The sequence below is a fragment of the Pseudomonas sp. NPDC089401 genome (assembly GCF_044749485.1).
Classification (GTDB): domain Bacteria; phylum Pseudomonadota; class Gammaproteobacteria; order Pseudomonadales; family Pseudomonadaceae; genus Aquipseudomonas.
Window position 1 is genome coordinate 147,192 of record NZ_JBIVIA010000008.1, and the last position, 26,792, is coordinate 173,983.

The following is a 26,792-nucleotide window of genomic DNA, read 5'->3' on the forward strand; positions in this document are numbered from 1 at the left end:
ACATGCGTAAGAAAAGGCGCGCATGATACCTGTTCCGGCCCCTTCGCGGGTGAACCCGCTCCCACAGGGACTGCACCACCCCAAGGCCTGCAGATAATTTGTGGGAGCGGGCTTGCCCGCGAAGAGGCCGGAACAGCCAGTACATACCGTTGAACGTTTCAGTGCTTTCGCCACTGCCGTTCAAGGGTTATTCTTGAGTTCACATTCATTGCCGTCGAGCGGCTAAAAACGACCTTGAACGCACCCATACAACCCCATCGCTTCATCCTCGAACCCTTCGAGGCCCACCGTTTCGCCAACCTGTGCGGCCAGTTCGACGAGCACCTGCGCCTGATCGAACAGCGCCTGGCCATCGAGATCCGCAACCGCGGCAATCAATTCGAGCTGATCGGCGAACCCAAGACCACCAGTGCCGCGGAACAGCTGCTGCGCCGTCTCTATCGCGAGACCAAGGCCACCGACCTGTCGCCGGAAACCGTGCACCTGTACCTGCAGGAGTCGGCGGTGGAGCACATCGACAACCCGGCGGTCAACGAAGTCAGCGTGTCGCTGCGCACGCGCAAGGGCAACATCCGCCCGCGCGGCCTCAACCAGCAGCGCTACGTGAAGGAAATCCTCGCCAACGACATCAACTTTGGCATCGGCCCGGCCGGTACCGGCAAGACGTACCTGGCCGTGGCCTGCGCCGTCGATGCCCTGGAGCGCGAGCAGGTGCGCCGCATCCTGTTGGTGCGCCCGGCAGTGGAAGCGGGCGAAAAGCTCGGCTTCCTGCCCGGCGACCTGGCGCAGAAGATCGACCCGTACCTGCGCCCGCTGTACGACGCCCTGTACGAGATGCTCGGCTTCGAACACGTGGCCAAGCTGATCGAGCGCCAGGTGATCGAGATCGCCCCGCTGGCCTACATGCGTGGCCGCACCCTGAACAACAGCTTCATCATCCTCGACGAGAGCCAGAACACCACGCTCGAGCAGATGAAGATGTTCCTCACCCGTATCGGCTTCGGCTCGACCGCGGTGATCACCGGTGACATCACCCAGGTCGACCTGCCACGCGGCACCAAGTCGGGCCTGGCCCACGTGATCGAGGTGCTGCGCGACGTGCCCGGCATCAGCTTCACCCACTTCCAACCCAAAGATGTGGTTCGCCACCCACTGGTGCAGCGTATCGTCGAGGCCTACGACCGCTTCGAAACCCGCCAGGCCAAGCCCGAGGCGCCCGGCAAAGATGCTTGAACTCGACCTGCAACGGGCCACGGACGCTGCCGCCCCGGATGACGCCGCCTTCCGCCGCTGGTGCGAGCTGGCCCTGCGCCAGCGCACGGCCGACTCGGAAATGACCATCCGCCTGGTCGACGAAGCCGAAGGCCGCGAACTCAACCACACCTACCGGCACAAGGACTACGCGACCAACGTGCTGTCGTTTCCGGCCGAGGTGCCCGACGAACTGCTGGACATCCCGCTGCTCGGCGACCTGGTGATCTGCGTGCCGGTGGTCGAGCGCGAGGCCGCCGAACAAGGCAAATCGCTGGAAGCCCACTGGGCGCATCTGGTCATCCACGGCTGCCTGCATTTGCTCGGCTACGACCACATCGACGACGATGAGGCCGAGGAAATGGAAGCACTGGAACGGGATTTGCTGTCGGAACTGGGTCACCCCGACCCGTACGCCGACGATGAAAACGAACCTCTTACACACTGATACACGAAGGATCACGAGAACCGCCATGAGCGAAGATCGATCGAGCAACGGGCAGAAGTCCTGGCTGGGTAAACTGACCCAGGCTTTTGTCCATGAGCCGAAAAACCGCCAGGAGCTCCTCGAGCTGCTGCGCGAAGCCCATCAGAACAAGCTGCTCGACAGCGAAGCGCTGACCATCGTCGAAGGCGCCATCCAGGTCGCCGACCTGCAGGTGCGCGACATCATGGTCCCGCGTTCGCAGATGATCAGCATCAAGGCGACCCAATCGCCGCGCGAGTTCCTGCCGGCGGTCATCGACGCCGCGCACTCGCGCTACCCGGTGATCGGCGAAAGCCATGACGATGTGCTCGGGATCCTGCTGGCCAAGGACCTGCTGCCGCTGATCCTCAAGGAGAACGGCGACAGCTTCAACATCAAGGACCTGCTGCGCCCGGCCACTTTCGTGCCGGAGTCCAAGCGCCTGAACGTGCTGCTGCGCGAGTTCCGTGCCAACCACAACCACATGGCCATCGTCATCGACGAATACGGCGGCGTGGCGGGCCTGGTGACCATCGAGGACGTGCTCGAGCAGATCGTCGGCGACATCGAGGACGAGCACGATGTCGAGGAAGACAGCTACATCAAGCCGCTGCCCAGCGGCGACTTCCTGGTCAAGGCGCTGACGCCGATCGACAACTTCAACGAGTTCTTCGACAGCACCTTCTCGGACGATGAGTTCGACACCGTGGGCGGCCTGGTGATGAGCGCCTTCGGCCACCTGCCCAAGCGCAACGAAACCACCGAGATCGGCGCCTACAAGTTCCGTATTCTCAACGCCGACAGCCGGCGGATACACTTGTTGCGCCTGACCCCGATCACCCGCTAAGGACAAACATGCGTTGGCTCACCCGCCCCGGCTGGCCCGGTAACCTGCTGGCCCTGGCGGCCGGCGCATCGACCCTCCTGGCCCTGGCGCCGTTCGACATCTGGCCGCTGGCGCTGCTGTCCATCGCCGTGCTCTACCTCGGCCTGCGCGCGCTCAGTCCGCGCCAGGCGATGTGGCGCGGCTGGTGGTACGGCTTCGGCCTGTACGGCGCCGGCACCTGGTGGATCTACGTCAGCATGAACACCTACGGCGGCGCCTCGCCGCTGCTGGCGATCGCCTTGCTGCTGGCGTTCTTCGCCGCCCTGGCCTGGTTCTTCGCCCTGCCCACCTGGTTGTGGGCACGCTGGCTGCGACGCAACGAGGCGCCCCTGGCCGATGCCCTGTGCTTTGCCGCCTTGTGGCTGCTGCAAGAAGCCTTCCGTGGCTGGTTCCTGACCGGCTTCCCCTGGCTCTACGCCGGCTACAGCCAACTCGACGGCCCGCTGGCGGGCCTGGCCCCGCTGGGCGGCGTGTGGTTGGTATCGTTTGCCCTGGCGCTGAGCGCCGCCTTGCTGTGCAACCTGCATCGCCTGCGCGCGCGCCCGTCGTTCCTGGCCGTGGGCGTGGTCCTGCTGCTGGCGCCGTGGGTCCTCGGCCTGGCGCTCAAGGGCCACGCCTGGACCAGGCCGGCCGGCGATCCGCTGAAGGTCGCGGCGCTGCAAGGCAACGTCGAGCAGGAAGTGAAATGGGACCCGGCGCACATCGATGCGCAACTGGCGCTGTACCGCGACATGAGCTTCAGCTCCAGGCCCGTCGACCTGCTGGTGTGGCCGGAAACCGCGGTGCCGATCCTCAAGGACCAGGCCCAGGGCTATATCGACGTGATGGGCCGCTTCGCCGCCGACCGCCATTCGGCCTTGATCACCGGCGTGCCGGTGCGCGAGATCGTGCATCGCCAGCGTCGCTACTACAACGGCGTTACCGTGGCCGGCGAAGGCGACGGCACCTACCTCAAGCAGAAGCTGGTGCCCTTTGGCGAGTACGTGCCCCTGCAGGACATGCTTCGCGGCCTGATCGAATTCTTCAACCTGCCGATGTCGGACTTCGCCCGCGGCCCCGAGGACCAGCCGCTGCTGCAAGCCAAGGGCTACCAGATTGCACCGTTCATCTGCTACGAAGTGGTCTACCCGGAATTCGCCGCCAGCCTTGCGGCGCGCAGCGACCTGCTGCTGACCATCAGCAACGACACCTGGTTCGGCACCTCGATCGGCCCGCTGCAGCACCTGCAGATGGCGCAGATGCGGGCGCTGGAGGCCGGTCGCTGGATGATCCGCGCCACCAACAACGGCGTGACCGCGCTGATCGACCCGTTTGGCAGGATTACCGCCGAAGTGCCGCAGTTCCAGCGCGCGGTGCTGTATGGGGAAGTGGTGCCGATGCAGCAATTGACACCTTATCTGCAGTGGCGGTCGTGGCCGCTGGCGATTCTCTGCGTGCTGCTGCTGGGGTGGGCGTTGCTGGCTGGGCGGATAGCCAGGACGGTCTGAGTATTCCTGTTCCGGCCTCTTCGCGGGTGAACCCGCTCCCACAGGTACTGTGCAAGCCTCCAGGGCTGCATAAATCCTGTGGGAGCGGGTTTACCCGCGAAGAGGCCGGAACAGGCAACCCAAAGCTCAGTAGAAAAGCCGATACCCCAGCAACCCCACCAGCTCATTGAACAGCTGCCCGCTCTGCCACAGGGCCCGGCTCTCCGGCAGCAACCCACCGAACGGCCGCGCATGGTCCCGGCCGAGGAACCCCACCGGCGCCGGCACCACTTCGAACCCCGCCTGCTCGAAGCTCCAGCGCGAGCGCGGCATGTGCCACGCCTGGGTCACCACCACCACCCGGCGAATCCCCAGCGGCTGCAGCACCTGGGCACTGAGCTGGGCATTCTCCCAAGTGGTACGGCTGGCCCCTTCCTGCCATTTCACCGGGACGCCAAAGTCTTCCTGCAAGCGCTCCGCCATCAACTGCGCCTCGCTCGGCGGCGTGCCGTAGTGCAGCCCGCCGCTGGTCAGCACCGGCAAGCCCGACGCCTTGGCCAGGTGCGCGGCAAAGCGCATGCGCTCAAGGGCCGTGGCCGAGGGCTGGTCGGCACCGCCCCAGGCCAGGTCGCCACGCTCGCGCCCGGCGCCAAGCACCACGATCGCGTCCGCCCGGGAAGCCAGCCCGGCCCAATCGGCCACTGCCAGCGCCGGCTCGCTTTCCAGCGCCCGAGCGGTCTGCTGCACCACCAGCGGCAGGCTCATCAGCCACAGGCCAGCGAGGCCCGCCACGAAGCACAGCGCCGCCAGGCGCGGGCGCCGGGCACGCAGCCACCAGGCCGCGAGCAGCAACAGAAAGAGGATGCCGGGCGGCATCAGCCATTGTTTGATGAAGAATCGGATCGGCATCGGCCACACCTCCATGGAAGGCGTGCAGCCTATGTGGATCGACGCCGGTCAACAAGTAGGTGGCCGGCGTCGGTCAAGGGATGTGTAATGAATACCGGCGCGCGATGGCCTGCGCCTGGCGTCCTGAACGGCTAGCGATGCGGCAGCGTCCGGGGTCTCGCCGTGGTGGCGGGGCGTCTCTTGTCTTTGAGCCAGATGATCTTGGCTGATGTCGGCTCCGCTGGTGGAATACTGGCGGCACAGGCATTGCGGCGTTCCGGGAGGGACTCCAGGTAGGCCTTGATCACTTCGAACTCTGCGTGGCTCAGGCCGCGCAACTCCAGCTCGGCTGGCATCTCGTCGCGCAATCGCACCGAGGTTCTGGCGCTTTCCAGTGCCAGACCAAGACGGTCGATCAGGCGTTCGTAAAGCTCCGGTTTAATTGCAGGTAGCTGCGTCTCTCCCATCCGTTCACCTCATTGAAGATAAAGAATATCTCCCCCCACACCTGAGCTTAGCGTCGTTGCAAAAAGCAGCCGGGCGCCGCGACCAGCGGGCATTCGCAATCAGGGTTTCCCACGATGCGCGGCGCTGCTGTATGCTACGGCGTTCACTCTAAAACGACACCGGAGTGCCGGACGCAGCGAGGTTCCGCTGCCTGGAACAAGGTCTCTTCTCTCTCAGCAAAAAGTAGCCATGCACGAACAATACACGCCCCGTGATATCGAAGCCGCCGCCCAGAACTTCTGGGACGAGCAACAATCGTTCGCTGTTACCGAACAGCCAGGCAAGGACACCTACTACTGCCTGTCGATGTTCCCGTACCCGAGCGGCAAGCTACACATGGGCCACGTGCGCAACTACACCATCGGCGACGTGATTGCCCGCTACCAGCGCATGCTGGGCAAGAACGTCCTGCAGCCGATGGGCTGGGACGCCTTCGGCATGCCCGCGGAAAACGCGGCGATGAAGAACAACGTCGCCCCGGCCAAGTGGACGTACGAAAACATCGACTACATGAAGACCCAGCTCAAGAGCTTGGGCCTGGCCATCGACTGGGCACGTGAAGTCACCACCTGCAAGCCGGACTACTACCGCTGGGAACAGTGGCTGTTCACCCGCCTGTTCGAGAAAGGCATCATCTACCGCAAGAACGGGACCGTGAACTGGGACCCGGCGGACCAGACCGTACTGGCCAACGAGCAGGTCATCGACGGCCGCGGCTGGCGTTCGGGCGCGCTGATCGAGAAGCGCGAAATCCCGATGTACTACTTCCGCATCACCGACTACGCCGACGAGCTGCTGGAAAGCCTCGACGAGCTGCCGGGCTGGCCTGAGCAGGTCAAGACCATGCAGCGCAACTGGATCGGCAAGTCGCGCGGCATGGAAGTGCAGTTCCCGTACGACCAGGCCAGCATCGGCCACGAAGGCACCCTGAAGGTGTTCACCACCCGTGCCGACACCCTGATGGGCGCCACCTACGTCGCCGTCGCCGCCGAGCACCCGCTGGCCACCCAGGCCGCCCAGGGCAACCCGGCGCTGCAGGCGTTCATCGACGAATGCAAGAGCGGCAGCGTCGCCGAGGCCGACATGGCCACCCAGGAGAAGAAGGGCATGCCCACTTCCCTGTTCGTGCAGCACCCGCTGACCGGCGAGAAGCTGCCGGTGTGGGTCGCCAACTACGTGCTGATGCACTACGGCGATGGCGCCGTGATGGCCGTGCCGGCCCACGACGAGCGCGATTTCGAGTTCGCCCACAAGTACAACCTGCCGGTCAAGGCCGTGGTGCGCACCAGTGCTGGCGACGAAGTCGGCAGCGAGTGGCAGGACGCCTATGGCGAACATGGCCAACTGATCAACTCCGGCGAGTTCGACGGCCTGGACTTCGCCGGCGCCTTCGACGCCATGGAAGCGGCGCTGATCCGCAAGGAACTCGGCAAGTCGCGCACCCAGTTCCGCCTGCGCGACTGGGGCATCAGCCGCCAACGCTACTGGGGCTGCCCGATCCCGATCATCCACTGCCCGTCCTGCGGCGACGTGCCGGTGCCGGAAGACCAGCTGCCGGTCACCCTGCCGGAGAACGTGGTGCCGGACGGCGCCGGCTCGCCGCTGGCGCGCATGCCCGAATTCTACGACTGCAGCTGCCCGAAATGCGGCACCGCGGCCAAGCGCGAAACCGACACCATGGACACCTTCGTGGAATCGTCCTGGTACTTCGCCCGCTACGCCTCGCCGAACTACGAGGGTGGCATGGTCGACCCGAAAGCGGCCAACCACTGGCTGCCGGTCGACCAGTACATCGGTGGTATCGAGCACGCCATCCTGCACCTGCTGTACGCGCGCTTCTTCCACAAGCTGATGCGTGACGAAGGCCTGGTGACCTCCAACGAGCCGTTCAAGAACCTGCTGACCCAGGGCATGGTCGTTGCCGAAACCTACTACCGCGTGGCCAGCAATGGCGGCAAGGACTGGTTCAACCCGGCCGACGTCGAGATCGAGCGCGATGCCAAGGCCAAGATCATCGGCGCGCGCCTGAAGACCGACGGCCTGCCGGTGGAAATCGGCGGCACCGAGAAGATGTCGAAGTCGAAGAACAACGGTGTCGACCCGCAGTCGATGATCGACCAGTACGGCGCCGACACCTGCCGCCTGTTCATGATGTTCGCCTCGCCGCCCGACGCGAGCCTGGAGTGGTCCGACTCCGGCGTCGAGGGTGCCAGCCGCTTCCTGCGTCGCGTCTGGCGCCTGGCCCAGGCCCATGTTGCCCAGGGTCTGCCGGGCAAGCTGGATATCGCCGCCCTGGACGATGCGCAGAAGGTCGTGCGCCGCGCCATCCACGCCGCGATCAAGCAGGCCAGCACCGACGTGGGCCAGTTCCACAAGTTCAACACCGCCATCGCCCAGGTGATGACCGTGATGAACGTGCTGGAAAAGGCCCCGCAAGCCACCGCCCAGGACCGCGCCCTGCTGCAGGAAGGCCTGGAAGCCGTGACCCTGCTGCTGGCACCGATCACCCCGCACATCTCCCACGAGCTGTGGAAGCAGCTGGGCCACGATCAGGCGGTGATCGACGCCGGCTGGCCGGCCGTCGACGAAGGCGCCCTGGTGCAGGACAGCATCACCCTGGTGGTCCAGGTCAACGGCAAGCTGCGTGGCCAGGTGGAAATGCCTGCCGCCGCCAGCCGCGAGGAAATCGAAGCCGCCGCCCGCAGCAACGAAAATGTCCTGCGCTTCATCGATGGCCTGACCATCCGCAAGGTCATCGTGGTACCGGGCAAGCTGGTCAACATCGTCGCCAACTGATGGCAGCGCCCGCCCGCAGCTGATGCGGGCGGGCGTAATCGGCCCACAAGGGAGCAACAACATGATCAAACGCAATCTGCTGGTAATGGGCCTGGCCGTGATGCTCAGCGCCTGCGGTTTCCAGCTGCGCGGTACGGGTACCAACACGCTGAGCGTCAAGGAAATGGACGTCAGCGCGCGCAACGCCTATGGCCAGACCGTGGTGCAATTGCGCCAGGTCCTGCAGCGTAGCGGCGTCAACGTGCACGCAGGCGCGCCATACCATCTGGTGCTGACCAACGAACAGGAAACCGAGCGTTCGGCAAGCTACACCGGCGGTAACCGCGCCGCCGAGTACGAGCTGTTCACCACCCTGAACTACAGCATCCAGGGCAGCAACAAGCTGGAACTGCTCAGCGACAAGGTGGAAGTGCGCAAGACCTACGTGCGTGACGGCTCCAACGTCACCGGTTCCGATCAGGATGCCAGCCGTACCCGCGAAGAAATGCGCCGTGAGCTGGTACAGTCGATGGTCGCCCGCCTGCAACTGCTGAGCCCGTCGCAACTGGACGAACTGCAGCGCAAGGCCGACGCCCGCGCCAAGGCCGAAGCCGACGCACTGGAGGCCGCGCGCCGCCAGCAGGCGGAAACGCCGCAGCAGTCGCCGCTGGAAATCCCGGGCAACTGAGCCCGCACGGGGCACTTCGGTGCCCCGGCCGTTTCCCATGAAGCTCGCCCCCGCCCAACTCAACAAGCACCTGCAAGGCGCCCTCGCTCCGGTCTACGTGGTCAGCGGCGACGACCCGCTGCTGTGCCAGGAAGCCGCCGACGCCATCCGCAACACGGCTCGCCGGCAAGGCTTCGACGAACGCCAGGTGTTCAGCGCCGACGCCAACTTCGACTGGGGCACCCTGCTCCAGGCCGGCGCCAGCCTGTCGCTGTTCGCCCAGCGCCGCCTTCTGGAGTTGCGCCTGCCGTCGGGCAAGCCTGGCGACAAGGGCGCGGCGGCATTGATGGAATACTGCGCCAACCCTGCCGAAGACACCTTGCTGCTGATCAGCCTGCCCAAGCTCGATGGCAGTGCGCAGAAGACCAAGTGGGGCAAGGCTCTGATCGACGGCGCCCACTGCCAGTTCATCCAGATCTGGCCGGTGGATGCCCAGCAGTTGCCGCAATGGATCAACCAGCGCCTGTCCCAGGCCGGGCTCTCGGCCCAGCGTGACGCGGTCGACCTGATCGCGGCACGGGTCGAAGGCAACCTGCTGGCGGCCGCCCAGGAAATCGAAAAGCTCAAGCTGCTTGCCGAAGGCAACCAGATCACCGTTGAAACGGTGCAGTCGGCAGTGGCCGACAGTGCGCGTTTCGATGTGTTCGGCCTGGTCGATGCCATTCTCAACGGCGAGGCCGCCCACGCCCTGCGCATGCTTGAAGGGCTGCGCGGCGAGGGTGTGGAGCCGCCGGTGATTCTCTGGGCGCTGGCCCGCGAGCTGCGCCTGCTGGCGGGCCTGGCCCAGCAGTTCGCCCAGGGCGTGCCGCTGGACAAGGCCTTCAGCCAGGCCCGGCCGCCAGTGTGGGACAAGCGCCGGCCCCTGGTCAGCAAGGCCCTGCAGCGCCTCTCGGCGCAGCGCTGGGCGCAGTTGCTGCAAGATGCCCAGCGTATCGACGCGCAGATCAAGGGGCAGGCCGAAGGTTCGCCCTGGACCGGGTTGTCGCGGTTGGCGCTGTTGATGGCCGGGCAGCGCCTGGTGCTGCCCCCAGAATAACGGGGATCCCTGTGGGAGCGGGCTTGCCCGCGAACACCGGCTTGGCCGGTGCCATCCACCGCGTTGCTTGATTCGCGGGCAAGCCCGCTCCCACAAGGGATCTCACCGCTCCCAAGATACTCGCCATAAACACAATCAATTGGCCCTGCCCCGCGCCAAGCCCTAAAGTCCGCCCCGAAATCCACCCCAACCGGGAACCCCGCCATGCGCAAGAAGCCAAAAAAGCACGGCCCCAACAAGGCCAAGTCCATCGTTGCCCAACCGCTGTTCCGCTGCCGACAGGAACAACCGAACAAGGGCAAAGGCAGCTACCGCCGCGAAGCCTTCCAATCGAGAGATTGGGAGGCTTGTTACTTTTTGGCCGCATGAAAGCATCGCAAGCGCAGGCATGATATGGTCGGCACCTGACCTGAAATTCTGGATCTGTGCATGCCCTTGAGTCTCCTCCCCCGTTGGAATTCCCGTCAGCTGCTCGCGGCCTCCAGCTTCATCCTGCTCGTCGCCTGCGCGGAAAAACCCACCGCCGCCGACGCCCTGCCGCTGGCTCCCGCCCAGCCCGCTCCGGTCGTGACCCTGCCCAGCGCCACGCCCGACGTCAGCACTGAAATCCAGCCTCTGCAGACCTTCGCCCAATGGCAGGCCAATTTCCGCCAGCAGGCACTGCAGGCCGGCATTTCGCCGAGCACCTTCGACCGCGCATTCCTCGGCGTGACACCGGACATGGATGTGATCAAGGCCGACCGCAGCCAACCAGAATTCACCCGCCCGGTGTGGGAATACCTCGACGGCGCACTGTCGCCCCTGCGCGTGCGCAACGGCAAGAAACTGCTGGAGCAGAACGCCGAGCTGCTGAGCCGCATAGAACAGCGCTATGGCGTCGATCGCCAGGCACTGGTGTCGGTATGGGGCATGGAGAGCAACTTCGGCCAGTTCCAGGGCAGCAAGTCGGTGATCCGCTCGCTGGCCACCCTGGCCTACGAAGGCCGCCGCCCGCAGTTCGCCCAGGACCAGCTGATCGCCGCCTTGCAGATCATCCAGCACGGCGATATCCAGCCCGAGGCCATGCGTGGCTCGTGGGCTGGCGCCATGGGCCAGACCCAGTTCATCCCGACCACCTACAACACCCATGCGGTGGACTTCGACGGTGACGGCCGCCGCGATATCTGGAACAGCACTCCCGACGCCCTGGCCTCGACCGCGCACTACCTGCAAAGCTCGGGCTGGAAGCGTGGCCAACCCTGGGGCTTCGAGGTGCAGGTCCCGGACGGCTTCGACTATTGGCTTGCCGACGGTTCGCTGCGCAAACCGGTCTCTGAGTGGCTGCAGATGGGCGTGAAGCTGCCGGCAGGCACCCAGCTGCCGGCGGGCAGCAACCAGCTGTCGGCTGCACTGCTGTTGCCAGCAGGTGCTCGCGGCCCGGCGTTCCTGGTGCTGGACAACTTCCGCGCGATCCTCAAGTACAACAATTCGTCGTCCTATGCGCTGGCGGTGAGCCTGCTGGGTGATCGGTTCTCGGGGTGGGGTTTCATCGCTGGCAGCTGGCCGAAGGAAGACCTGCCGTTGAGCCGCAGCGAGCGGATGGAGTTGCAGAACCTGTTGAATGCCAGCGGGCATGAGGCGGGGAACCCGGATGGCATCATCGGCGCGAATACCCGCAAGGCGATTCGCAATGCCCAGCAGGGGCTGGGGTGGCCGGCGGATGGGTATCCTACGCACAAGCTGCTTGAGAGCTTGCGTAGGCCTTGAGGGTGCCGGGGGCGCTTTGCGCCCCTTTCGCGACACAAGGCCGCTCCTACAAGCGTCGCGCACTGTAGGAGCGGCCTTGTGTCGCGAAAGGGCTGCAAAGCAGCCCCGACAATCTCAAGCCCTGAACAAATCCTGCCCCAGCACCAATGTCTGCTTCTCACTGTCCAGCCGAACCATGGCCCCCATCGGCAGACACACATTCGGATCACAATGCCCGCTGCGCCATCCGGCCAGCACCGGCACGCCCAGCGGCCCAAAGATCTCCTCCAGCAAAGGCGCCAGCGCCGCGACCGTGATCCCGGCAAAATCCCCCACCAGCACGCCCTTGATGCCCTCCAGCTTGCCCGCCAGGCGCAGTTGGGTCAGCAACCGGTCCACCCGGTAAAGCGGCTCGTTGACGTCTTCGATGAACAGGATGCAGCCCTGGGTATCGATTTGCGCCACAGTCCCCATGGTCGCCCCCAGCATCGACAGGTTACCGCCCAGCAAGCGCCCGCTGGCCACCCCGGGTACCACGCAGTTCAACGCGAACTGGGCCGGATGGACGATTGCATCGCCCTCCCCCAGGTGCCCACCCAATTGGGCCAGCAGCGACGCTTCGGTCGGCTGCAGCTTGGCCCCCAGCAGGTCGGCATTGAGCATCGCACCGTGGAAGGTGATCAGCCCGGTGTGCGCGTAGATCGCCATGTGCAGCGCGGTGATGTCGCTGTAGCCGATCAACGGCTTGGGATTGCGACGGATCAGCTCGAAGTCGAGCCGGTCGAGCAGGCGCATGCTGCCGTAGCCGCCGCGCATGCACAGGATCGCGTCGATTTCGGGGTCTGCGAACGCCGCATGCAGGTCAGCCAGGCGCACCTCATCGGAACCCGCCAGGTAGCCCTCCGCTTGCTGGGCACCCGGGTAGATGCAGCAACGGTAGCCACGCTCGGCGAACCACAGGCTGGCCTTCTGTGCGTCCAGCCGCGCGGGGCCAGCCGGGGCGACGATGGCGAAGCAGGCATTGTCCGCCAGCGCTCTGGGCAAACGGGATTCGAGGGTTTCGGCACAGTTCATCGCGGCTCCTTATCAAGCACAGCATAAACAAAAATGCCGATGCCGCCTCTCGGCGCGCATCGGCATGTTCGGCTCACGCCCGGATCAGAGCTTGATCTTGGCTTCGTGAGCCTGTTGGTCGGCGTGGTACGACGAGCGCACCAGCGGGCCGGAGGCAACGTTCTTGAAGCCCATCTTGTAGCCTTCCTCGGCGAACCAGGCGAAGGTGTCCGGATGGACGAAACGCTGCACCGGCAGGTGGCTGCGCGAGGGCTGCAGGTACTGGCCGAGGGTCAGCATGTCGATGTCGTGCTCGCGCATGCGGTGCATCACCTCGATCACTTCCTCGTCGGTTTCGCCCAGGCCCAGCATCAGGCCCGATTTGGTCGGCACGTGCGGGACCATCTGCTTGAACTTCTGCAGCAGGTCCAGCGACCAGTCGTAGTCCGATCCCGGACGCGCGGCCTTGTACAGGCGCGGTACGGTCTCGAGGTTGTGGTTGAACACGTCCGGCGGCGTCTGCGCGGTGATTTCCAGGGCGACGTCCATGCGGCCACGGTAGTCCGGAACCAGGGTCTCCAGTTGCACGCCCGGCGACAGCGCGCGGATCTCGCGAATGCAGTCGGCGAAGTGCTGGGCACCGCCGTCACGCAGGTCGTCGCGGTCCACCGAAGTGATCACCACGTACTTCAGGCGCAGGTCGGCGATGGCCACGGCGAGGTTCTTCGGCTCGTCCAGGTCCAGCGGCTTCGGCCGGCCGTGGCCGACGTCGCAGAACGGGCAACGACGGGTGCAGATGTCACCCATGATCATGAAGGTCGCGGTGCCACCGGAGAAGCACTCGCCCAGGTTCGGGCAGGATGCCTCTTCGCACACGCTGTGCAGCTTGTGCTTGCGCAGCAGCTGCTTGATGCGGTCGACCTCCGGCGAGACCGGAATGCGCACGCGGATCCAGTCAGGCTTCTTCGGCAGCTCGTCGGTGGGGATGATCTTCACCGGGATGCGCGCGACCTTTTCGGCGCCACGCAGTTTTACCCCAGCTTCCACTTTCTTCGGCGCTGGGCGCGGGGTGGCATCCTGGGTAGGTATCAGGTTCGGCACGGCTTCTTGCACAGTTGTCATATTCAGTCGATTCCGCCCGTAAGGGTCGTCTGCTCAGCATAGTCGAGGTGCCTGACCAGCTGTCCGCGCAGCCTTGTCCTGACCTCGTCGAGTTCGATCGGGCCTGCCAGGTCGCGCAGCTGGGTCATGGCCAGCCCCGCATACCCGCAGGGGTTGATTCGGCGGAATGGCGCAAGGTCCATGTCCACGTTCAGAGCAAGGCCGTGGAAAGAGCGGCCGTTGCGGATTCGCAGGCCGAGGGAGGCGATTTTCGCTCCGTCGACATAGACACCCGGCGCATCGGGCTTGGCCGCGGCATCGACGCCGTAGCTGGCGAGCAGGTCGATCAGCGTCTGTTCGATGCGGCTGACCAGCTCGCGCACGCCGAAGCCCAGGCGGCGCACGTCCAGCAGCAGGTAGGCCACCAGCTGCCCGGGGCCATGGTAGGTCACCTGGCCACCGCGGTCGGTCTGCACCACCGGGATGTCGCCCGGCACCAGCAGGTGCTCGGCCTTGCCGGCCTGGCCCTGGGTGAAGACCGCGGGGTGCTCGACCAGCCAGACTTCGTCCTGGCTGTCCGGGCTGCGTTGCTCGGTGAAGCGACGCATGGCCTCCAGCACCGGTTCATAGGGCTGCAGGCCAAGCTCGCGGACACCGAGACGCAGGGCCATCAGAGCACCATTTTCACGATGCCGGTGGCACGCAGGGCACTGTTGATGTCGTGCAGCTGGTTTTCGCTTTCGGCCACGATGTGCAGTTGCACGGTGGTGTACTTGCCTTCCTTGCTCTGGCGCTCGGCCAGGGTGGAAAGGTCGACCTTGGCGTACTTGCTGAGGATCTCGATCACCGTGTCCTTGAAGCCGACAACGGTGTCGCCGATGACCTTGATCGGGTAATCGGCGCAGGGGAATTCGATCTTGTGCGACTTGACGTCAGGTTCGCTCATGGCGGAAACGGCCTCGTAAGCCGTGGCAACAACGACGCCCCCGCAGTATCGGCGGGGGCGTGGCAGGTCACGTTATCAGTTGAACAACCCGTAGAAGAACAGACGGATGCTATCCCACATACGGCGGAAGAAACCACCTTCCTCGACGCCATCGAGGGCGATCAGGTCGGCGCTGTGAACCACTTGCTCGTCCAGTTTGACTTCCACTTTGCCGATCACGTCACCTTTGGCGATCGGTGCGGTGAGCTGCGGGTTCATGGTCATCGAAGCCTGGAGGCGCTTCAATTGGCCTTTAGGCATAGTCATGGTCAGGTCGTTGGCCAGGCCAGCCTTCACTTGGCTGGTGGCGCCCTTCCAGACGGGAGCCTGGGTCAGCTCGGTGCCCTTCTGGTAGAAGGTCTGGGTTTCGAAGAAACGGAAGCCGTAGGTCAGCAGCTTCTGGGTCTCGGCGGCGCGGGCCTGCTCGCTGTTGGTGCCGAACACCACGGCGATCAGGCGCTGGCCATCACGTACGGCCGAAGCCACCATGCAGTAGCCGGCTTCCTCGGTGTGGCCGGTCTTCAGGCCGTCGACGGTCTTGTCGCGCCACAGCAGCAGGTTGCGGTTAGGCTGCTTGATGTTGTTCCAGAAGAACTCTTTCTGCGAGTAGATGGCGTAGTGGGCCGGGTCGATGGTGATGATCGCGCGGGCCAGCAGGGCCATGTCGTGGGCCGAGGAGTAGTGCTCCGGGTTCGGCAGGCCGGTCGGGTTCATGAAGTGGCTGTTGGACATGCCCAGTTCGGCAGCGGTCTTGTTCATCATGTCGGCGAAGGCGTCTTCGCTGCCGGCGATGTGCTCGGACAGGGCAACCGAGGCATCGTTGCCCGACTGGATGATGATGCCGTGCAGCAGGTCGCTGACGGTGACCTGGCTGCCGACCTTGATGAACATGCGCGAACCACCGGTGCGCCAGGCGTTTTCGCTGACGGTGACCGGGTCGTTCTCGCCGATCTGGCCACGACGGATGTCGACGGTGGCGATGTAGGCGGTCATCAGCTTGGTCAGGCTGGCTGGCGGCAGGCGCTCGTCACCGTTGTTCTCGACCAGCACGTTGCCGCTGGACGCGTCCATGAGTACGTAGGACTTGGCGGCCAGCTGCGGAGGTGCAGGCATCATCTGCTCTGCTGCGAAGGCAGCAGGCGTGAGCATCAGCAGTACGGGCAGGCAAAGTCGTTTGGCAAGGTTGGTGATGTTCATCCGTCTCTCGAAAATCGCTAATGGTCTGATGTTCCCTGGGCCACATCGTGTGCCCAGCGCCAGTCAGTCTAGTTTTATGGCCGTGGGCCTGGCCTGCAAAGTGCGACCTGATGTCGCTGCGGGCAAAAGCGAACAGTGTACATGCCCGCGTTCGACAATTCATGACAAAACCGACAGTTTCGTGTAGCCCTGTGGGAGCGGGCTTGCCCGCGAAGCAGGCGACGCGGTCAGTCAGCTGTGACCAGCTTGGCCTGCCCAAGGTTCGCCAGGCGAATGCTGTTCTGCGCCTGCTGGATCTCGCCCTGGCTGTTGAACGGCCCCAGGCGCACGCGGTGCAGGGTCTGCTGGTTACGCACGATGGAGCTGATGAACACCGGCGCGCTGACCATGGTGCTGAGCTTGGAGCGCAGCAGTTCGGCGGCATCCGGGTTGGCGAAGGCGCCCACCTGGAGCACGTTGCCAGCACCGCCGGCCGGCACGTTGCCGCCGCCCACCTGCACCGGCACCACCGGCGCCGCATGCTGCTGCGGTGGCGGCGTCCACTGCTCGACGCGGCCGGTGCTGGCCGGGACCGCCTGGGTCTGGGCGACCTGGGGTTCCTTGAGCATCAGCGGCGGCTGCTGACCCTTCTGCGCCCACCACTGCTGCGGGTCGATACCCTCGACACGCACATGGGCGGTGCCGATCTCGGCGTAACCGAGCTTCTTCGCCGCGGCGTAGGACAGGTCGATGATGCGGTCGGAGTAGAACGGGCCACGGTCGTTGACCCGCAGGATCACGCTGCGGCCGTTGGCCAGGTTGGTCACCCGCACGTAGGCCGGCAGCGGCAGGGTCTTGTGCGCCGCGCTCATGCCGTACAGGTCGTAGAGCTCGCCGTTGGCGGTGTTCTGCCCGTGGAACTTGGTGCCGTACCACGACGCGGTACCTTCGGCGCGGTAGTTGCGCGCGTCCTGCATCGGGTAGTAGGTCTTGCCCAGCACGGTGTACGGGTTGGCCTTGTAGGCGCCAGTGTGCAGGGTCGGCGTGGCGTCGGGGATCTTGTTGACGTCCACGTCCCACCACGGCGCGCCGTCCTTGTGCGCCCGGTTGATGTCCAGGCCAGGCTGCGCGCGGACCACGTTACCGCTACCGCTGCCCTGGGAGGTCGGGCGGCTGGAAGAACAGCTGACCAGCAGCATGCCGACGGTCATGCAGGTCAGCAGCTTGCAGGTGTTGGCAGAGAAGATTGCGCGCATTACTTGACACCCCGTACCTGGACCAGCTGTTCGGCAAGCTGATGCACCGCCATGGCATACATCACGCTGCGGTTGTAGCGAGTGATCGCGTAGAAGTTCTTCAGGCCCATCCAGTACTCGGGGCCGTTGGCGCCTTCCAGGCGGAAGGCGGTCACCGGCAGATCATCGCGCAACGCATCATGGCTCGACCAGCCCAGCGCCCGCAACTCCCCGACCGTCTTCACCGGCTCGATGCCGCTGGTCACGCCCTCGTCGACCCGCGCGCCACCGACCTGGGCGCGGCTGACCACGCCCTCGCCGGCCACCCAGCCATGGCGCTTGAAGTAGCTGGCAACGCTGCCGATGGCATCGTCGGGGTTGTTCCAGATGTTGATGTGGCCGTCATTGTCGAAGTCCACCGCGTAATTGCGGAAGCTGCTCGGCATGAACTGCGGCAGGCCCATGGCGCCGGCGTAGGAGCCCTTGAGGGTGAGTGGGTCGACCTGCTCGTCACGGGCCAGCAACAGGAATTCACGCAGCTCCTTGCGGAAGAATTCGGCACGCGGCGGGTAATCGAAGGCCAGGGTCGACAAGGCATCGAGCACCCGGTAGTTGCCGGTGTTGCGGCCAAAGAAGGTTTCCACGCCTATGATCGCGACGATGTACTGCGCCGGCACGCCATAGGCCTGCTCGGCACGCGCCAGTACCGCCTCGTGCTGGCGCCAGAAGTCCACACCACGGGCGATGCGCGCGTCGGTGATGAACATCGGCCGGTATTCTTTCCACGGCTTGACCCGTTCGGCCGGGCGCGAAATGGCGTCGAGGATCGACTGCTTGCGCTGTACCTCGCGGAACACACCGTTCAATTGCTCGGGGGCAAAGCCGTAGTCGCGGCTCATCTGGAGAACGAATTCGGTCACCTTCGGCGAGCCGTCGTAGTCGCCGGCCTGGGCCAGCTGTACAGCGCCGAACAGGCCCACCGCGCCGATCCACGGCGCACAACGGGCAGCCCAGTTACGCACTGCTTGCATGAAATTCTTCACCTTTTTCAAACCTGTGCAATCCACTTGCGGTGCGTGTGGATCGACATCAGAACGCCAAACGCTGACAGCAGCGTCACCAACGAAGTTCCGCCATAGCTGATGAAGGGCAGCGGCACGCCCACCACGGGCAGCAGGCCACTGACCATCCCGATATTGACGAACACGTACACAAAGAAGGTCATGGTCAGGCTGCCCGCCAGCAGCTTGCCGAACAGGGTCTGCGCCTGCGCGGTGATCATCAGCCCACGGCCGATCAGCAGCAGGTAGACGATCAGCAGCAGGCAGATGCCGACCAGGCCGAATTCCTCGCCGAGCACGGCAATGATGAAGTCGGTGTGGCTCTCGGGCAGGAAGTCCAGGTGCGACTGGGTACCGAGCAGCCAGCCCTTGCCGAACACCCCGCCGGAGCCGATCGCGGCCTTGGACTGGATGATGTTCCAGCCGGTGCCCAACGGGTCGCTTTCCGGGTCGAGGAAGGTCAGTACCCGCTGCTTCTGGTAGTCGTGCATCACGAAGAACCACATCGCCACCGCCACCGGCACGGTCGCCGCCAGCACGCTGAGGATCCAGCGCCAGCGCAGCCCGCCCATGAACAGCACGAACGCACCGGACGCGAGAATCAGCAGCGCCGTGCCCAGGTCCGGTTGGCGCACGATAAGAATGAACGGCACGCCGATCAATATCAGGCTTATTGCCACGTGTTTCAGGTGCGGCGGCAAGGTGCGCTTGGACAGGTACCAGGCGATGGTCGCCGGCATGATGATCTTGAGGAATTCCGAGGGCTGGAAGCGGATCACCCCGGGGATGTTGATCCAGCGTGTGGCGCCCATGGCGTTGTGGCCCATGACGTCCACCACCACCAGCAGGAATACCCCGACCAGGTAGGCCAGGGGTACCCAGCGTGCCATGAAGCGGGGTTCGAGCTGGGCGATGACGAACATCGACACCAGGCCGATGCCGAACGAGGTGGCCTGCTTGAGCAGCAGGTCCCAGTTCTTGCCGCTGGCCGAATAGAGCACGAACAGGCTGCCGGCCGCGAGGGTCAGCAGGATGACCAGCAAGGGGCCGTCGATGTGGATGCGCTGCAGAAAGCTGGCGCGCCGCCGCATCACGTCCTCGCTGGAGAGCATGCGATCGAAATTGTTTTTCACGGAGCCGTTTCCTGGGCGACGGTGGCAGGAGCGAATTCAGGCTTGAGCCGGCCGTTCTCATCGAGCAGCCAGGCGTCCATGATCTGCCGCACCACGGGGGCGGCGACGCCGGAGCCGGACTCGCCGTTCTCGACCATCACCGAGACCACGATCCTGGGGTCGTCGGCGGGGGCGAAGGCGACGAACAAGGCGTGGTCGCGGTGGCGCTCCTGGAGTTTGTTGCGGTCGTATTTCTCGCCCTGCTTGATCGCCACCACCTGGGCGGTGCCGCTCTTGCCGGCGATGCGGTACTGGGCGCCGGCCGCAGCCTTGCGCGCGGTACCGCGGGCGTTGTGCATGACCTGCTCCATGCCGTGGGTGACCTTGGCCCAGTCGGACTTGTCGCGCAGGACGATGTCTTCCATCGGGTTGGGGTCCACCGGCGGCTGGCCTTCGATGGTCTTGGCCAGGTGCGGGCGGTTCCACACGCCCTTGTTGGCGATCAGCGCGGTGGCCTGGGCCAGTTGCAGCGGCGTGGCCTGCATGTAGCCCTGGCCGATGCCGAGGATCAGTGTTTCACCGGGGAACCAGGCCTGGCGCCGGGTGGCACGCTTCCATTCACGAGACGGCATCAACCCCGGCGACTCCTCGAACATGTCGAGGGCGACCTTCTGGCCGATACCGAACTTGTTCATGTAGCCCGAAAGGCGATCGATGCCCATCTTGTGGGCAAGGTCATAGAAGTAGGTGTCGTTGGAACGCATGATCGCGGTGTCCAGGTCGACCCAGCCGTCACCGCTGCGGTTCCAGTTACGGTACTTGTGGTCGTAGTTGGGCAACTGGTAGTAGCCCGGGTCGAACACCCGGCTGCTGGCATTCACCACGCCGCTGTCGAGGCCGGCGATGGCCACCGCCGGCTTGATGGTCGAGCCCGGCGGGTACAGGCCACGCAGCACGCGGTTGAACAGCGGCCGGTCGATCGAATCACGCAGCTCGGCGTAGGCCTTGAAGCTGATGCCGGTGACGAACAGGTTGGGGTCGAAACTCGGCTGGCTGACCATCGCCAGCACCTCGCCGGTGCGTGGGTCGAGCGCCACCACCGCGCCACGACGCCCGCCCAGGGCGGCCTCGGCGGCCTCCTGCAGCTTGATGTCGAGGCTCAGGATGATGTCCTTGCCAGGCTGCGGATCCGTGCGCTTGAGCACCCGCAGCACGCGGCCACGGGCGTTGGTCTCGACTTCCTCGTAACCCACCTGGCCGTGCAGCTCGGGCTCGTAGAAGCGCTCGATGCCGGTCTTGCCGATGTGGTGGGTGCCGCTGTAGTTGACCGAATCGAGGCTCTTCAGCTCTTTTTCGTTGATGCGCCCGACATAGCCGACCGAGTGGGCGAAATGCGCGCCCTGGGGATAATGCCGCACCAGCTGGGCGACCACCTCCACGCCGGGCAGGCGGAACTGGTTGACCGCCACGCGGGCAATCTGGTCTTCGTTCAGTTCGAACAGGATCGGCACCGGCTCGAATGGCCGGCGGCCCTGCCTCATGCGCTTTTCGAAAAGCGCCCGGTCGTCTGGCGTCAATTCCAGCACTTCGACGATGGTATCCAGCACTTCCTGCCAGTTGCCCGCACGTTCGCGAGTCATCGACAGGCTGAAGCTGGGCCGGTTGTCGGCGATTATCACCCCATTGCGGTCGAAGATCAGGCCGCGTGTCGGCGGAATCGGCTGCACGTGCACCCGGTTGTTTTCCGACAGTGTGGAGTGATAGTCGTACTGGATGATCTGCAGGTAGTACAGCCGCGCGATCAGCACGCTGATGAGCAGCATGATCGCCACCGCGCCGACCACGACGCGGTTACGCACCAGGCGGGCGTCTTTCTCGTGGTCCTTGAGACGGATCGGCTGCGACATCGGACGGCTTACAGGTTCATTTGTGGTAAGGATGCCCGGACAACACGGTCCAGGCGCGGTAGATCTGCTCGCCGATGAGTATCCTTACCAACGGGTGCGGCAAGGTCAGCGGCGACAGCGACCAGCGTTGCTCGGCGCGCGCGCAGACCTCCGGCGCCAGCCCTTCCGGGCCGCCCACCATCAAGTTCACCGTGCGCGAGTCCAGGCGCCAGCGGTCCAGTTCGGTGGCCAGCTGCTCGGTGCTCCAGGGCTTGCCATGGACCTCGAGGGTGACGATCCGTTCCCCGGGCTGCACCTTGCTCAGCATGGCTTCGCCCTCCTGACGGATCAGGCGGGCGACGTCGGCATTCTTGCCACGGGTGTTCAGCGGGATTTCCACCAGCTCGAGCGACAGCTCCTGGGGCAGGCGCTTGGCATATTCATGCCAGCCTTCCTCGACCCACTTGGGCATGCGCGAGCCGACCGCGATCAGGCGCAGACGCACGACGCTTCCTTATTCCCGGTCTTTGAGCTTGTCGGTGAAGTAGTCGCTGGCGTTCTCCGGGCTGTGGTGCTTGGCATCGGCGGCCCGGCTCTGCTCGGCCCCCAGCCACAGACGCTCGAGGTCGTAGAACTGGCGGGCAGCGGCGGTCATCATGTGGACGATGACGTCGTTCAGGTCCAGCAGTACCCAGTCGCTGTCGCCCTTGCCTTCTTCGCCCAGTGGCTGCGCGCCTTCTTTCTTGACCGCTTCACGGACCTTTTCCAGCATCGCGTTGATCTGGCGGTTGGAGGTACCGGTGGCGATGATCATGTAGTCGGTCAGGCTGTGCTTTTCACGCACGTCGATGACCTGGATGTCCTGGGCCTTGACGTCTTCCAGGGCGCTGATGGTCAACTTGACCAGTGCTTCGCCATTGATTTTCTGCTTGCTCATATAAAACTCTTCAACTCGTTTGGATGAGGCGCCCTGGGGCACCGTCAGTTAGGGGCACGATACAGTTCGTGCGCCTCGATATAGGCCAGTACGGCGTCCGGCACCAGGAACCTCACCGATCTGCCGCTGGCCAGCAGCTGTCGGATCTGTGTAGCCGACACCGCGAGCGGTGTCTGCCAGACGAACGAAATATTCCCCGCCGGGCCGGACATGGCGGTGGGATCGCTCTGCGAGCGCGCCGCCAGCAGGTTGCGCAGCTCGTCGGGTGGTTCGACGTCGGCATCCGGGCGTTGCAGCACCAGGATGTGACAGTGTTGCAGCAGTTCTTCCCAACGATGCCAGGTGGGCAAGCCACAGAAGGCATCCCAGCCCAGCACCAGGAACAGCTGGTCGTCGGTGCCCAGTTCGGCACGGATCGATTCCAGCGTGTCGAGGGTGTACGACGGCTTGTCACGTTCCAGCTCGCGGGCATCGACGCTCAGGCAAGCGACACCCTGCACCGCTTCGCGGACCATGGCCAGGCGATCCTGCGCCGCCACCTGCGGGGTGTCGCGATGCGGCGGGCGGGCGTTGGGCAGCAGGCGCAGCTCGTCGAGCGCCATGAACTCGGCCACTTCCAGCGCACTGCGCAGGTGGCCGATGTGCACGGGATCGAAAGTGCCGCCAAGAATGCCGATACGCCGGACTGCCTGGGCCTTGCTCAACTCAGCAGGACTCCTGGCCGCGCAGCTGGCCGTCGCCGATCACCACGTACTTCTCGCAGGTCAGCCCTTCCAGGCCGACCGGGCCGCGGGCGTGCAGCTTGTCGGTGGAGATGCCGATTTCCGCGCCCAGGCCGTACTCGAAACCATCGGCGAAGCAGGTCGGGGTGTTGAGCATCACCGACGCCGAATCGACCTCGGCCATGAACTGGCGGGCCTGGCCCTGGTGTTCGGTGATGATCGAATCGGTATGGTGCGAGCCGTAGTGGTTGATGTGCTCGATGGCCTGATCCAGGCCGTCGACGACGCGGATCGACAGGATCGCGTCGAGGTATTCGGTGTGCCAGTCGTCCTCGCTGGCCGGCTTGGCGTCGATCAGCGCACGGGTGCGCTCGCAGCCGCGCAGCTCGACGCCCTTCTCCTGGAAGCGGCGGGCCATTTCCGGCAGGAAGCCTGCGGCCACGCGCTGGTCGACCAGCAGGGTTTCCATTGCGCCGCAGATGCCGTAGCGGTAGGTCTTGGCGTTGAACGCCACCTTCCAGGCCTTGTCCAGGTCGGCCTGCTCGGCCACGTAGACGTGGCAGATACCGTCCAGATGCTTGATCACCGGCACTCGGGCATCGCGGCTGATGCGCTCGATCAGGCCACGGCCGCCGCGCGGGACGATGACGTCGACGAACTCGGGCATGCTGATGAGTGCGCCGACCGCTTCACGGTCGGTGGTCTCGACCACCTGCACCACCGCGGCCGGCAGGCCGGCTTCGGCCAGGCCACGCTGGATGCAGGTGGCGATGGCGCGGTTGGAGTGGATCGCTTCGGAGCCGCCGCGCAGGATGGTGGCGTTGCCCGACTTCAGGCACAGGCTGGCAGCGTCGATGGTCACGTTCGGGCGCGACTCGTAGATGATCCCGATCACCCCCAGCGGTACCCGCATCTTGCCGACCTGAATGCCCGACGGGCGGTAGCTCATGTCGCGGATCGCGCCGACCGGGTCCGGCAGGCTGGCCACCTGGCGCAGGCCGGTGATCATGCCGTCGATGCGCGCTGGGGTCAGCGCCAGGCGGTCGAGCAAGGCAGCTTCCAGGCCATTGGCACGACCGGCGGCCAGGTCCAGTTCGTTGGCGGCGGTGAGCTCGGCACGGGCGGCGTCCAGCGCGTTGGCGGCGGCCTGCAGGGCGCGGTTCTTCTGCGCGGTGCTGGCACGGGCGATCACCCGCGAGGCCTGGCGAGCGGCGCGACCCAGGCGGGTCATGTAGTCAAGAACGGACTCAGTCATGGGTTCGGTGTCTTGGCGAAGGGGAAATCGGCTGATTATAACTGTCGCGCAGGTATACGCCCAGCGGCGGGTGGCGGATGGTAGAAAATGGCTGAAAGGAATGTGTAGGAAAGATGTAACGGGGCTTATCGAAAAATACCTTCTGACAGGGCCCTTTCGCGGGTAAGCCCGCTTCTACAAGGGCCTGCGACCAATCCGAACGGGTGCGTGTCAGTTCAGCCTGGATTAAGCCATTCGTTGCTATCATCTCGGCCTTCATCATCATGAACCGCCAGCATGCCAGCACCCTGCCCTGCCCGCGCCCTGCCCGACAGCTTTTTCGACCGCGATGCCCAGACCCTGGCCAGAGACCTGCTGGGCAAGGTCATCCGCCACCGCCACGGTGACCTGTGGCTGGCGGCGCGGATCATCGAGACCGAGGCCTACTACCTGACCGACAAGGGCAGCCACGCCTCTCTCGGCTATACGGAAAAGCGCAAGGCGCTGTTCCTCGACGGCGGGCACATCTACATGTACTACGCCCGTGGCGGCGACTCGCTGAATTTCAGTGCCCAGGGCCCGGGCAACGCGGTGCTGATCAAGTCCGCCTACCCCTGGGTCGATGCCATTTCCGATGCCAACAGCCTGGCGCTGATGCAACTGAACAACCCCGATGCCAGTGGCAACCTGCGGCCGGCCGAGCGCCTGTGCGCCGGCCAGACCCTGCTGTGCAAGGCCCTGGGTCTGAAGGTGCCGCAATGGGATGCCCAGCGTTTCGACCCTGAGCGCTTGTACGTCGAAGACTGCGGTATCGCCGTGCCGGTGGTGATCCAGGCCGCGCGCCTGGGCATCCCCCATGGCCGCGACGAGCACCTGCCCTACCGTTTCGTCGACGCCGCGTTCGCCCGCTTCTGCAGCCGGAACCCGCTGCGCCGCGGGCAAGTCGAAGGGCAGGATTTTTCCATTCTCGAACAAGGAAGCTGAAACATGGGCCAATGGCTCGACAGCCTGACCGGCTGGCTCAGCGCCAATCCCCAGTGGCTTGGCCTGGCGATTTTCCTGGTGGCCTGCGTGGAATGCCTGGCCATCGCCGGCATCATCGTGCCGGGCACGGTGCTGCTGTTCGCCGTCGCGGTGCTGGCGGGCAGCGGCGCCTTCAGCCTGGGTGAGACCCTGCTGCTGGGTTTCCTCGGCGGCCTGCTCGGTGACGCGCTGTCGTACACCATCGGCAAGTACTTCCACCAGAACATCCGCCGCCTGCCGCTGCTGCGCCACCATCCGGAGTGGATCGGCAGTGCCGAGGCCTACTTCCAGCGCTACGGTATCGCCAGCCTGCTGGTCGGCCGCTTCATCGGCCCGCTGCGGCCGATGCTGCCGATGGTCGCGGGCATGTTCGACATGCCGCTGCCGCGCTTCATCGCCGTAAGCCTGCTGGCCGGGGCCGGCTGGTCGGTGGCCTACCTGTTGCCGGGCTGGGCCACCGGCGCGGCGATGCGCCTGCCCCTGCCGGAAGGCTTCTGGCTGGACGCGGGCATCATTGCCGGGACCCTGGCGGTGTTGATCGGGCTGAGCCTGAACAGCAGCATCCGCGACCAGCGCCACGGCACGCGGCTGATCGCCGGCCTCAGCTTCGTCGCCTTGGCGGCGGTGTTTCTCGGCTGGCCCTATCTGCATGCGTTCGACCAGGGCGTGATGACCCTGGTGCAGGAGCACCGCAGCAAGGTGATCGACGGCACCGTGGTGCTGGTGACCCGGCTGGGCGACTTCAAGACCCAGTTCTTTTTGGGCGGCCTGCTGACCGGCTTGTTGCTGCTGGCACGGCAATGGCGTCACGCCCTGTTCGCGGGTGGCACGCTGATCGGCACGGCGCTGGCCAATGGCTCCTTGAAGTGGCTGTTCGCCCGGGCCCGCCCCGAGGTGCTGAGCGACCCGCTGACCAGCTACAGCATGCCCAGCGGGCACAGCTCGGCATCGTTCGCGTTCTTCCTGACCCTGGCCGTGCTGGCCGGGCGCGGCATGCCGCCGCGCATGCGCCTGACCTGGGTGCTGCTGGGGTGCATTCCGGCATTGGCGATTGCCCTGTCACGGGTGTACCTGGGGGCGCACTGGCCGACCGATGTGATGGCGGGCGCCTTGCTGGCCTGCTGTGTGTGCGCGCTGAGCCTGACCCTGGTGCAGCATCGCCAGGTGCTGACGCCGATGCCACAGAAGGTGTGGTGGCTGGTGTTGCCGGCGTGCGTGGCGTTGCTGGCGTTCTTTGCCCTGCATTCGCTGCCGCACGCCTTGCTGCGTTACCAGTATTGAGGGGGCCTGCTCCGGCCCTTTCGCGGGTAAACCCGCTCCCACAGGTACTGCACTGCTTTCCAGGCCTGTGCTCCCCCTGTGGGAGCGGGTTTACCCGCGAAGAGGCCGGCACCGACAACCGGGATCAATCAGGCAAACAGCTCACCCTGAAGTGTGGTGTCCGGTGTTGCCGGCGTGCGTGGCGTTGCTGGCGTTCTTTGCCCTGCATTCGCTGCCGCACGCCTTGCTGCGTTACCAGTATTGAGGGGGCCTGCTCCGG

26 protein-coding genes are annotated in these 26,792 nt (G+C 65.1%); 11 read left to right on the forward strand and 15 right to left on the reverse strand.

Annotated elements, in window-relative coordinates:
- Positions 1 to 234 precede the first annotated feature (234 nt).
- The 4 genes from ACIP21_RS18830 to lnt are packed head-to-tail and all read left to right on the forward strand — an operon-like array spanning position 235 to position 4,090.
- Positions 235 to 1,233 carry a PhoH family protein gene (locus ACIP21_RS18830; protein ID WP_400690527.1) on the forward strand — a complete coding sequence of 333 codons (999 nt, stop codon included), beginning with the start codon at positions 235 to 237 and terminating at the stop codon, positions 1,231 to 1,233.
- On the forward strand, positions 1,226 to 1,699 hold the full coding sequence (gene ybeY, locus ACIP21_RS18835; RefSeq protein WP_400690530.1) for an rRNA maturation RNase YbeY: 474 nt from the start codon (positions 1,226 to 1,228) through the stop codon (positions 1,697 to 1,699). Before ACIP21_RS18830 ends, ybeY begins: the two co-directional genes overlap by 8 nt.
- A 25-nt stretch (positions 1,700 to 1,724) precedes the next feature.
- Positions 1,725 to 2,564, forward strand: coding sequence for an HlyC/CorC family transporter (locus ACIP21_RS18840; protein WP_400690533.1), 840 nt, complete (start codon positions 1,725 to 1,727; stop codon positions 2,562 to 2,564).
- Positions 2,565 to 2,572: 8 nt separating this feature from the next.
- Positions 2,573 to 4,090: an apolipoprotein N-acyltransferase gene (gene lnt / locus ACIP21_RS18845; RefSeq protein WP_400690536.1), complete on the forward strand. Its 1,518-nt coding sequence runs from the start codon at positions 2,573 to 2,575 to the stop codon at positions 4,088 to 4,090.
- Between the two features lie 126 nt (positions 4,091 to 4,216).
- Here the strand turns inward: lnt and ACIP21_RS18850 are convergent, their stop codons facing one another.
- Both ACIP21_RS18850 and ACIP21_RS18855 read right to left on the reverse strand, forming a co-directional pair.
- Complete coding sequence (locus ACIP21_RS18850) at positions 4,217 to 4,978, reverse strand: YdcF family protein (protein WP_400690539.1); 762 nt, start codon at positions 4,976 to 4,978, stop codon at positions 4,217 to 4,219.
- 131 nt (positions 4,979 to 5,109) lie between these two features.
- Positions 5,110 to 5,424 carry a hypothetical protein gene (locus ACIP21_RS18855; RefSeq protein ID WP_400690542.1) on the reverse strand — a complete coding sequence of 105 codons (315 nt, stop codon included), beginning with the start codon at positions 5,422 to 5,424 and terminating at the stop codon, positions 5,110 to 5,112.
- Between the two features lie 229 nt (positions 5,425 to 5,653).
- On the opposite strand from ACIP21_RS18855, the gene leuS reads away from it, so the two are divergent.
- The 5 genes from leuS to ACIP21_RS18880 all read left to right on the forward strand — a co-directional run bounded on the left by leuS (position 5,654) and on the right by ACIP21_RS18880 (position 11,748).
- Positions 5,654 to 8,260, forward strand: coding sequence for a leucine--tRNA ligase (gene leuS, locus ACIP21_RS18860; RefSeq protein WP_400690545.1), 2,607 nt, complete (start codon positions 5,654 to 5,656; stop codon positions 8,258 to 8,260).
- 61 nt (positions 8,261 to 8,321) lie between these two features.
- Positions 8,322 to 8,927, forward strand: a complete 606-nt coding sequence (gene lptE, locus ACIP21_RS18865) for an LPS assembly lipoprotein LptE (protein ID WP_400690548.1) — start codon at positions 8,322 to 8,324, stop codon at positions 8,925 to 8,927.
- A gap of 37 nt (positions 8,928 to 8,964) precedes the next feature.
- A complete protein-coding gene (gene holA / locus ACIP21_RS18870) occupies positions 8,965 to 10,002 on the forward strand; it encodes a DNA polymerase III subunit delta (RefSeq protein ID WP_400690551.1) in 1,038 nt (345 codons plus the stop codon).
- A gap of 204 nt (positions 10,003 to 10,206) precedes the next feature.
- Positions 10,207 to 10,371 (forward strand): alternative ribosome rescue factor ArfA, encoded by a 165-nt coding sequence (arfA, locus tag ACIP21_RS18875; protein WP_400690554.1) that lies wholly within the window; start codon positions 10,207 to 10,209, stop codon positions 10,369 to 10,371.
- Between the two features lie 60 nt (positions 10,372 to 10,431).
- A complete protein-coding gene (locus ACIP21_RS18880; RefSeq protein WP_400690557.1) occupies positions 10,432 to 11,748 on the forward strand; it encodes a lytic murein transglycosylase in 1,317 nt (438 codons plus the stop codon).
- A 114-nt stretch (positions 11,749 to 11,862) separates the two neighbouring features.
- Here ACIP21_RS18880 and ACIP21_RS18885 read toward each other — a convergent pair whose 3' ends face one another.
- The 13 genes from ACIP21_RS18885 to ACIP21_RS18945 all read right to left on the reverse strand — a co-directional run bounded on the left by ACIP21_RS18885 (position 11,863) and on the right by ACIP21_RS18945 (position 24,250).
- Entirely contained in the window at positions 11,863 to 12,801 is a 939-nt protein-coding gene (locus ACIP21_RS18885) for an LD-carboxypeptidase (protein WP_400690560.1), read from the reverse strand.
- Between the two features lie 84 nt (positions 12,802 to 12,885).
- A complete protein-coding gene (gene lipA, locus ACIP21_RS18890; RefSeq protein ID WP_400690563.1) occupies positions 12,886 to 13,902 on the reverse strand; it encodes a lipoyl synthase in 1,017 nt (338 codons plus the stop codon).
- 2 nt (positions 13,903 to 13,904) lie between these two features.
- A complete protein-coding gene (gene lipB, locus ACIP21_RS18895; RefSeq protein ID WP_400690566.1) occupies positions 13,905 to 14,552 on the reverse strand; it encodes a lipoyl(octanoyl) transferase LipB in 648 nt (215 codons plus the stop codon).
- Positions 14,552 to 14,827 carry a DUF493 domain-containing protein gene (locus tag ACIP21_RS18900; RefSeq protein ID WP_028632752.1) on the reverse strand — a complete coding sequence of 92 codons (276 nt, stop codon included), beginning with the start codon at positions 14,825 to 14,827 and terminating at the stop codon, positions 14,552 to 14,554. The genes lipB and ACIP21_RS18900 overlap by 1 nt, the downstream gene beginning before the upstream one ends.
- A gap of 75 nt (positions 14,828 to 14,902) precedes the next feature.
- A complete protein-coding gene (locus ACIP21_RS18905) occupies positions 14,903 to 16,063 on the reverse strand; it encodes a D-alanyl-D-alanine carboxypeptidase family protein (protein ID WP_400690569.1) in 1,161 nt (386 codons plus the stop codon).
- 227 nt (positions 16,064 to 16,290) lie between these two features.
- Positions 16,291 to 17,298, reverse strand: coding sequence for a septal ring lytic transglycosylase RlpA family protein (locus ACIP21_RS18910; RefSeq protein WP_400690572.1), 1,008 nt, complete (start codon positions 17,296 to 17,298; stop codon positions 16,291 to 16,293).
- Positions 17,298 to 18,308 (reverse strand): lytic murein transglycosylase B, encoded by a 1,011-nt coding sequence (mltB, locus tag ACIP21_RS18915; protein ID WP_400690575.1) that lies wholly within the window; start codon positions 18,306 to 18,308, stop codon positions 17,298 to 17,300. The genes ACIP21_RS18910 and mltB overlap by 1 nt, the downstream gene beginning before the upstream one ends.
- A 17-nt stretch (positions 18,309 to 18,325) precedes the next feature.
- Entirely contained in the window at positions 18,326 to 19,429 is a 1,104-nt protein-coding gene (rodA, locus tag ACIP21_RS18920) for a rod shape-determining protein RodA (RefSeq protein ID WP_400690918.1), read from the reverse strand.
- Between the two features lie 38 nt (positions 19,430 to 19,467).
- Positions 19,468 to 21,357 (reverse strand): penicillin-binding protein 2, encoded by a 1,890-nt coding sequence (mrdA, locus tag ACIP21_RS18925; RefSeq protein ID WP_400690578.1) that lies wholly within the window; start codon positions 21,355 to 21,357, stop codon positions 19,468 to 19,470.
- A 16-nt stretch (positions 21,358 to 21,373) separates the two neighbouring features.
- Entirely contained in the window at positions 21,374 to 21,841 is a 468-nt protein-coding gene (rlmH, locus tag ACIP21_RS18930; protein WP_008090421.1) for a 23S rRNA (pseudouridine(1915)-N(3))-methyltransferase RlmH, read from the reverse strand.
- Between the two features lie 9 nt (positions 21,842 to 21,850).
- On the reverse strand, positions 21,851 to 22,273 hold the full coding sequence (gene rsfS / locus ACIP21_RS18935; RefSeq protein ID WP_085677132.1) for a ribosome silencing factor: 423 nt from the start codon (positions 22,271 to 22,273) through the stop codon (positions 21,851 to 21,853).
- Between the two features lie 44 nt (positions 22,274 to 22,317).
- The gene (gene nadD / locus ACIP21_RS18940) at positions 22,318 to 22,977 is read right to left on the reverse strand and encodes a nicotinate-nucleotide adenylyltransferase (RefSeq protein ID WP_400690582.1); all 660 of its coding nucleotides are present in this window, start codon (positions 22,975 to 22,977) and stop codon (positions 22,318 to 22,320) included.
- A 1-nt stretch (position 22,978) separates the two neighbouring features.
- Positions 22,979 to 24,250 carry a glutamate-5-semialdehyde dehydrogenase gene (locus ACIP21_RS18945; RefSeq protein ID WP_400690585.1) on the reverse strand — a complete coding sequence of 424 codons (1,272 nt, stop codon included), beginning with the start codon at positions 24,248 to 24,250 and terminating at the stop codon, positions 22,979 to 22,981.
- A gap of 276 nt (positions 24,251 to 24,526) precedes the next feature.
- Between ACIP21_RS18945 and ACIP21_RS18950 the strand changes: the two genes are divergently transcribed.
- The gene (locus tag ACIP21_RS18950; RefSeq protein WP_400690588.1) at positions 24,527 to 25,213 is read left to right on the forward strand and encodes a DNA-3-methyladenine glycosylase; all 687 of its coding nucleotides are present in this window, start codon (positions 24,527 to 24,529) and stop codon (positions 25,211 to 25,213) included.
- 3 nt (positions 25,214 to 25,216) lie between these two features.
- Positions 25,217 to 26,533, forward strand: coding sequence for a bifunctional DedA family/phosphatase PAP2 family protein (locus ACIP21_RS18955; RefSeq protein ID WP_400690591.1), 1,317 nt, complete (start codon positions 25,217 to 25,219; stop codon positions 26,531 to 26,533).
- The last annotated feature ends 259 nt before the right edge of the window (positions 26,534 to 26,792 follow it).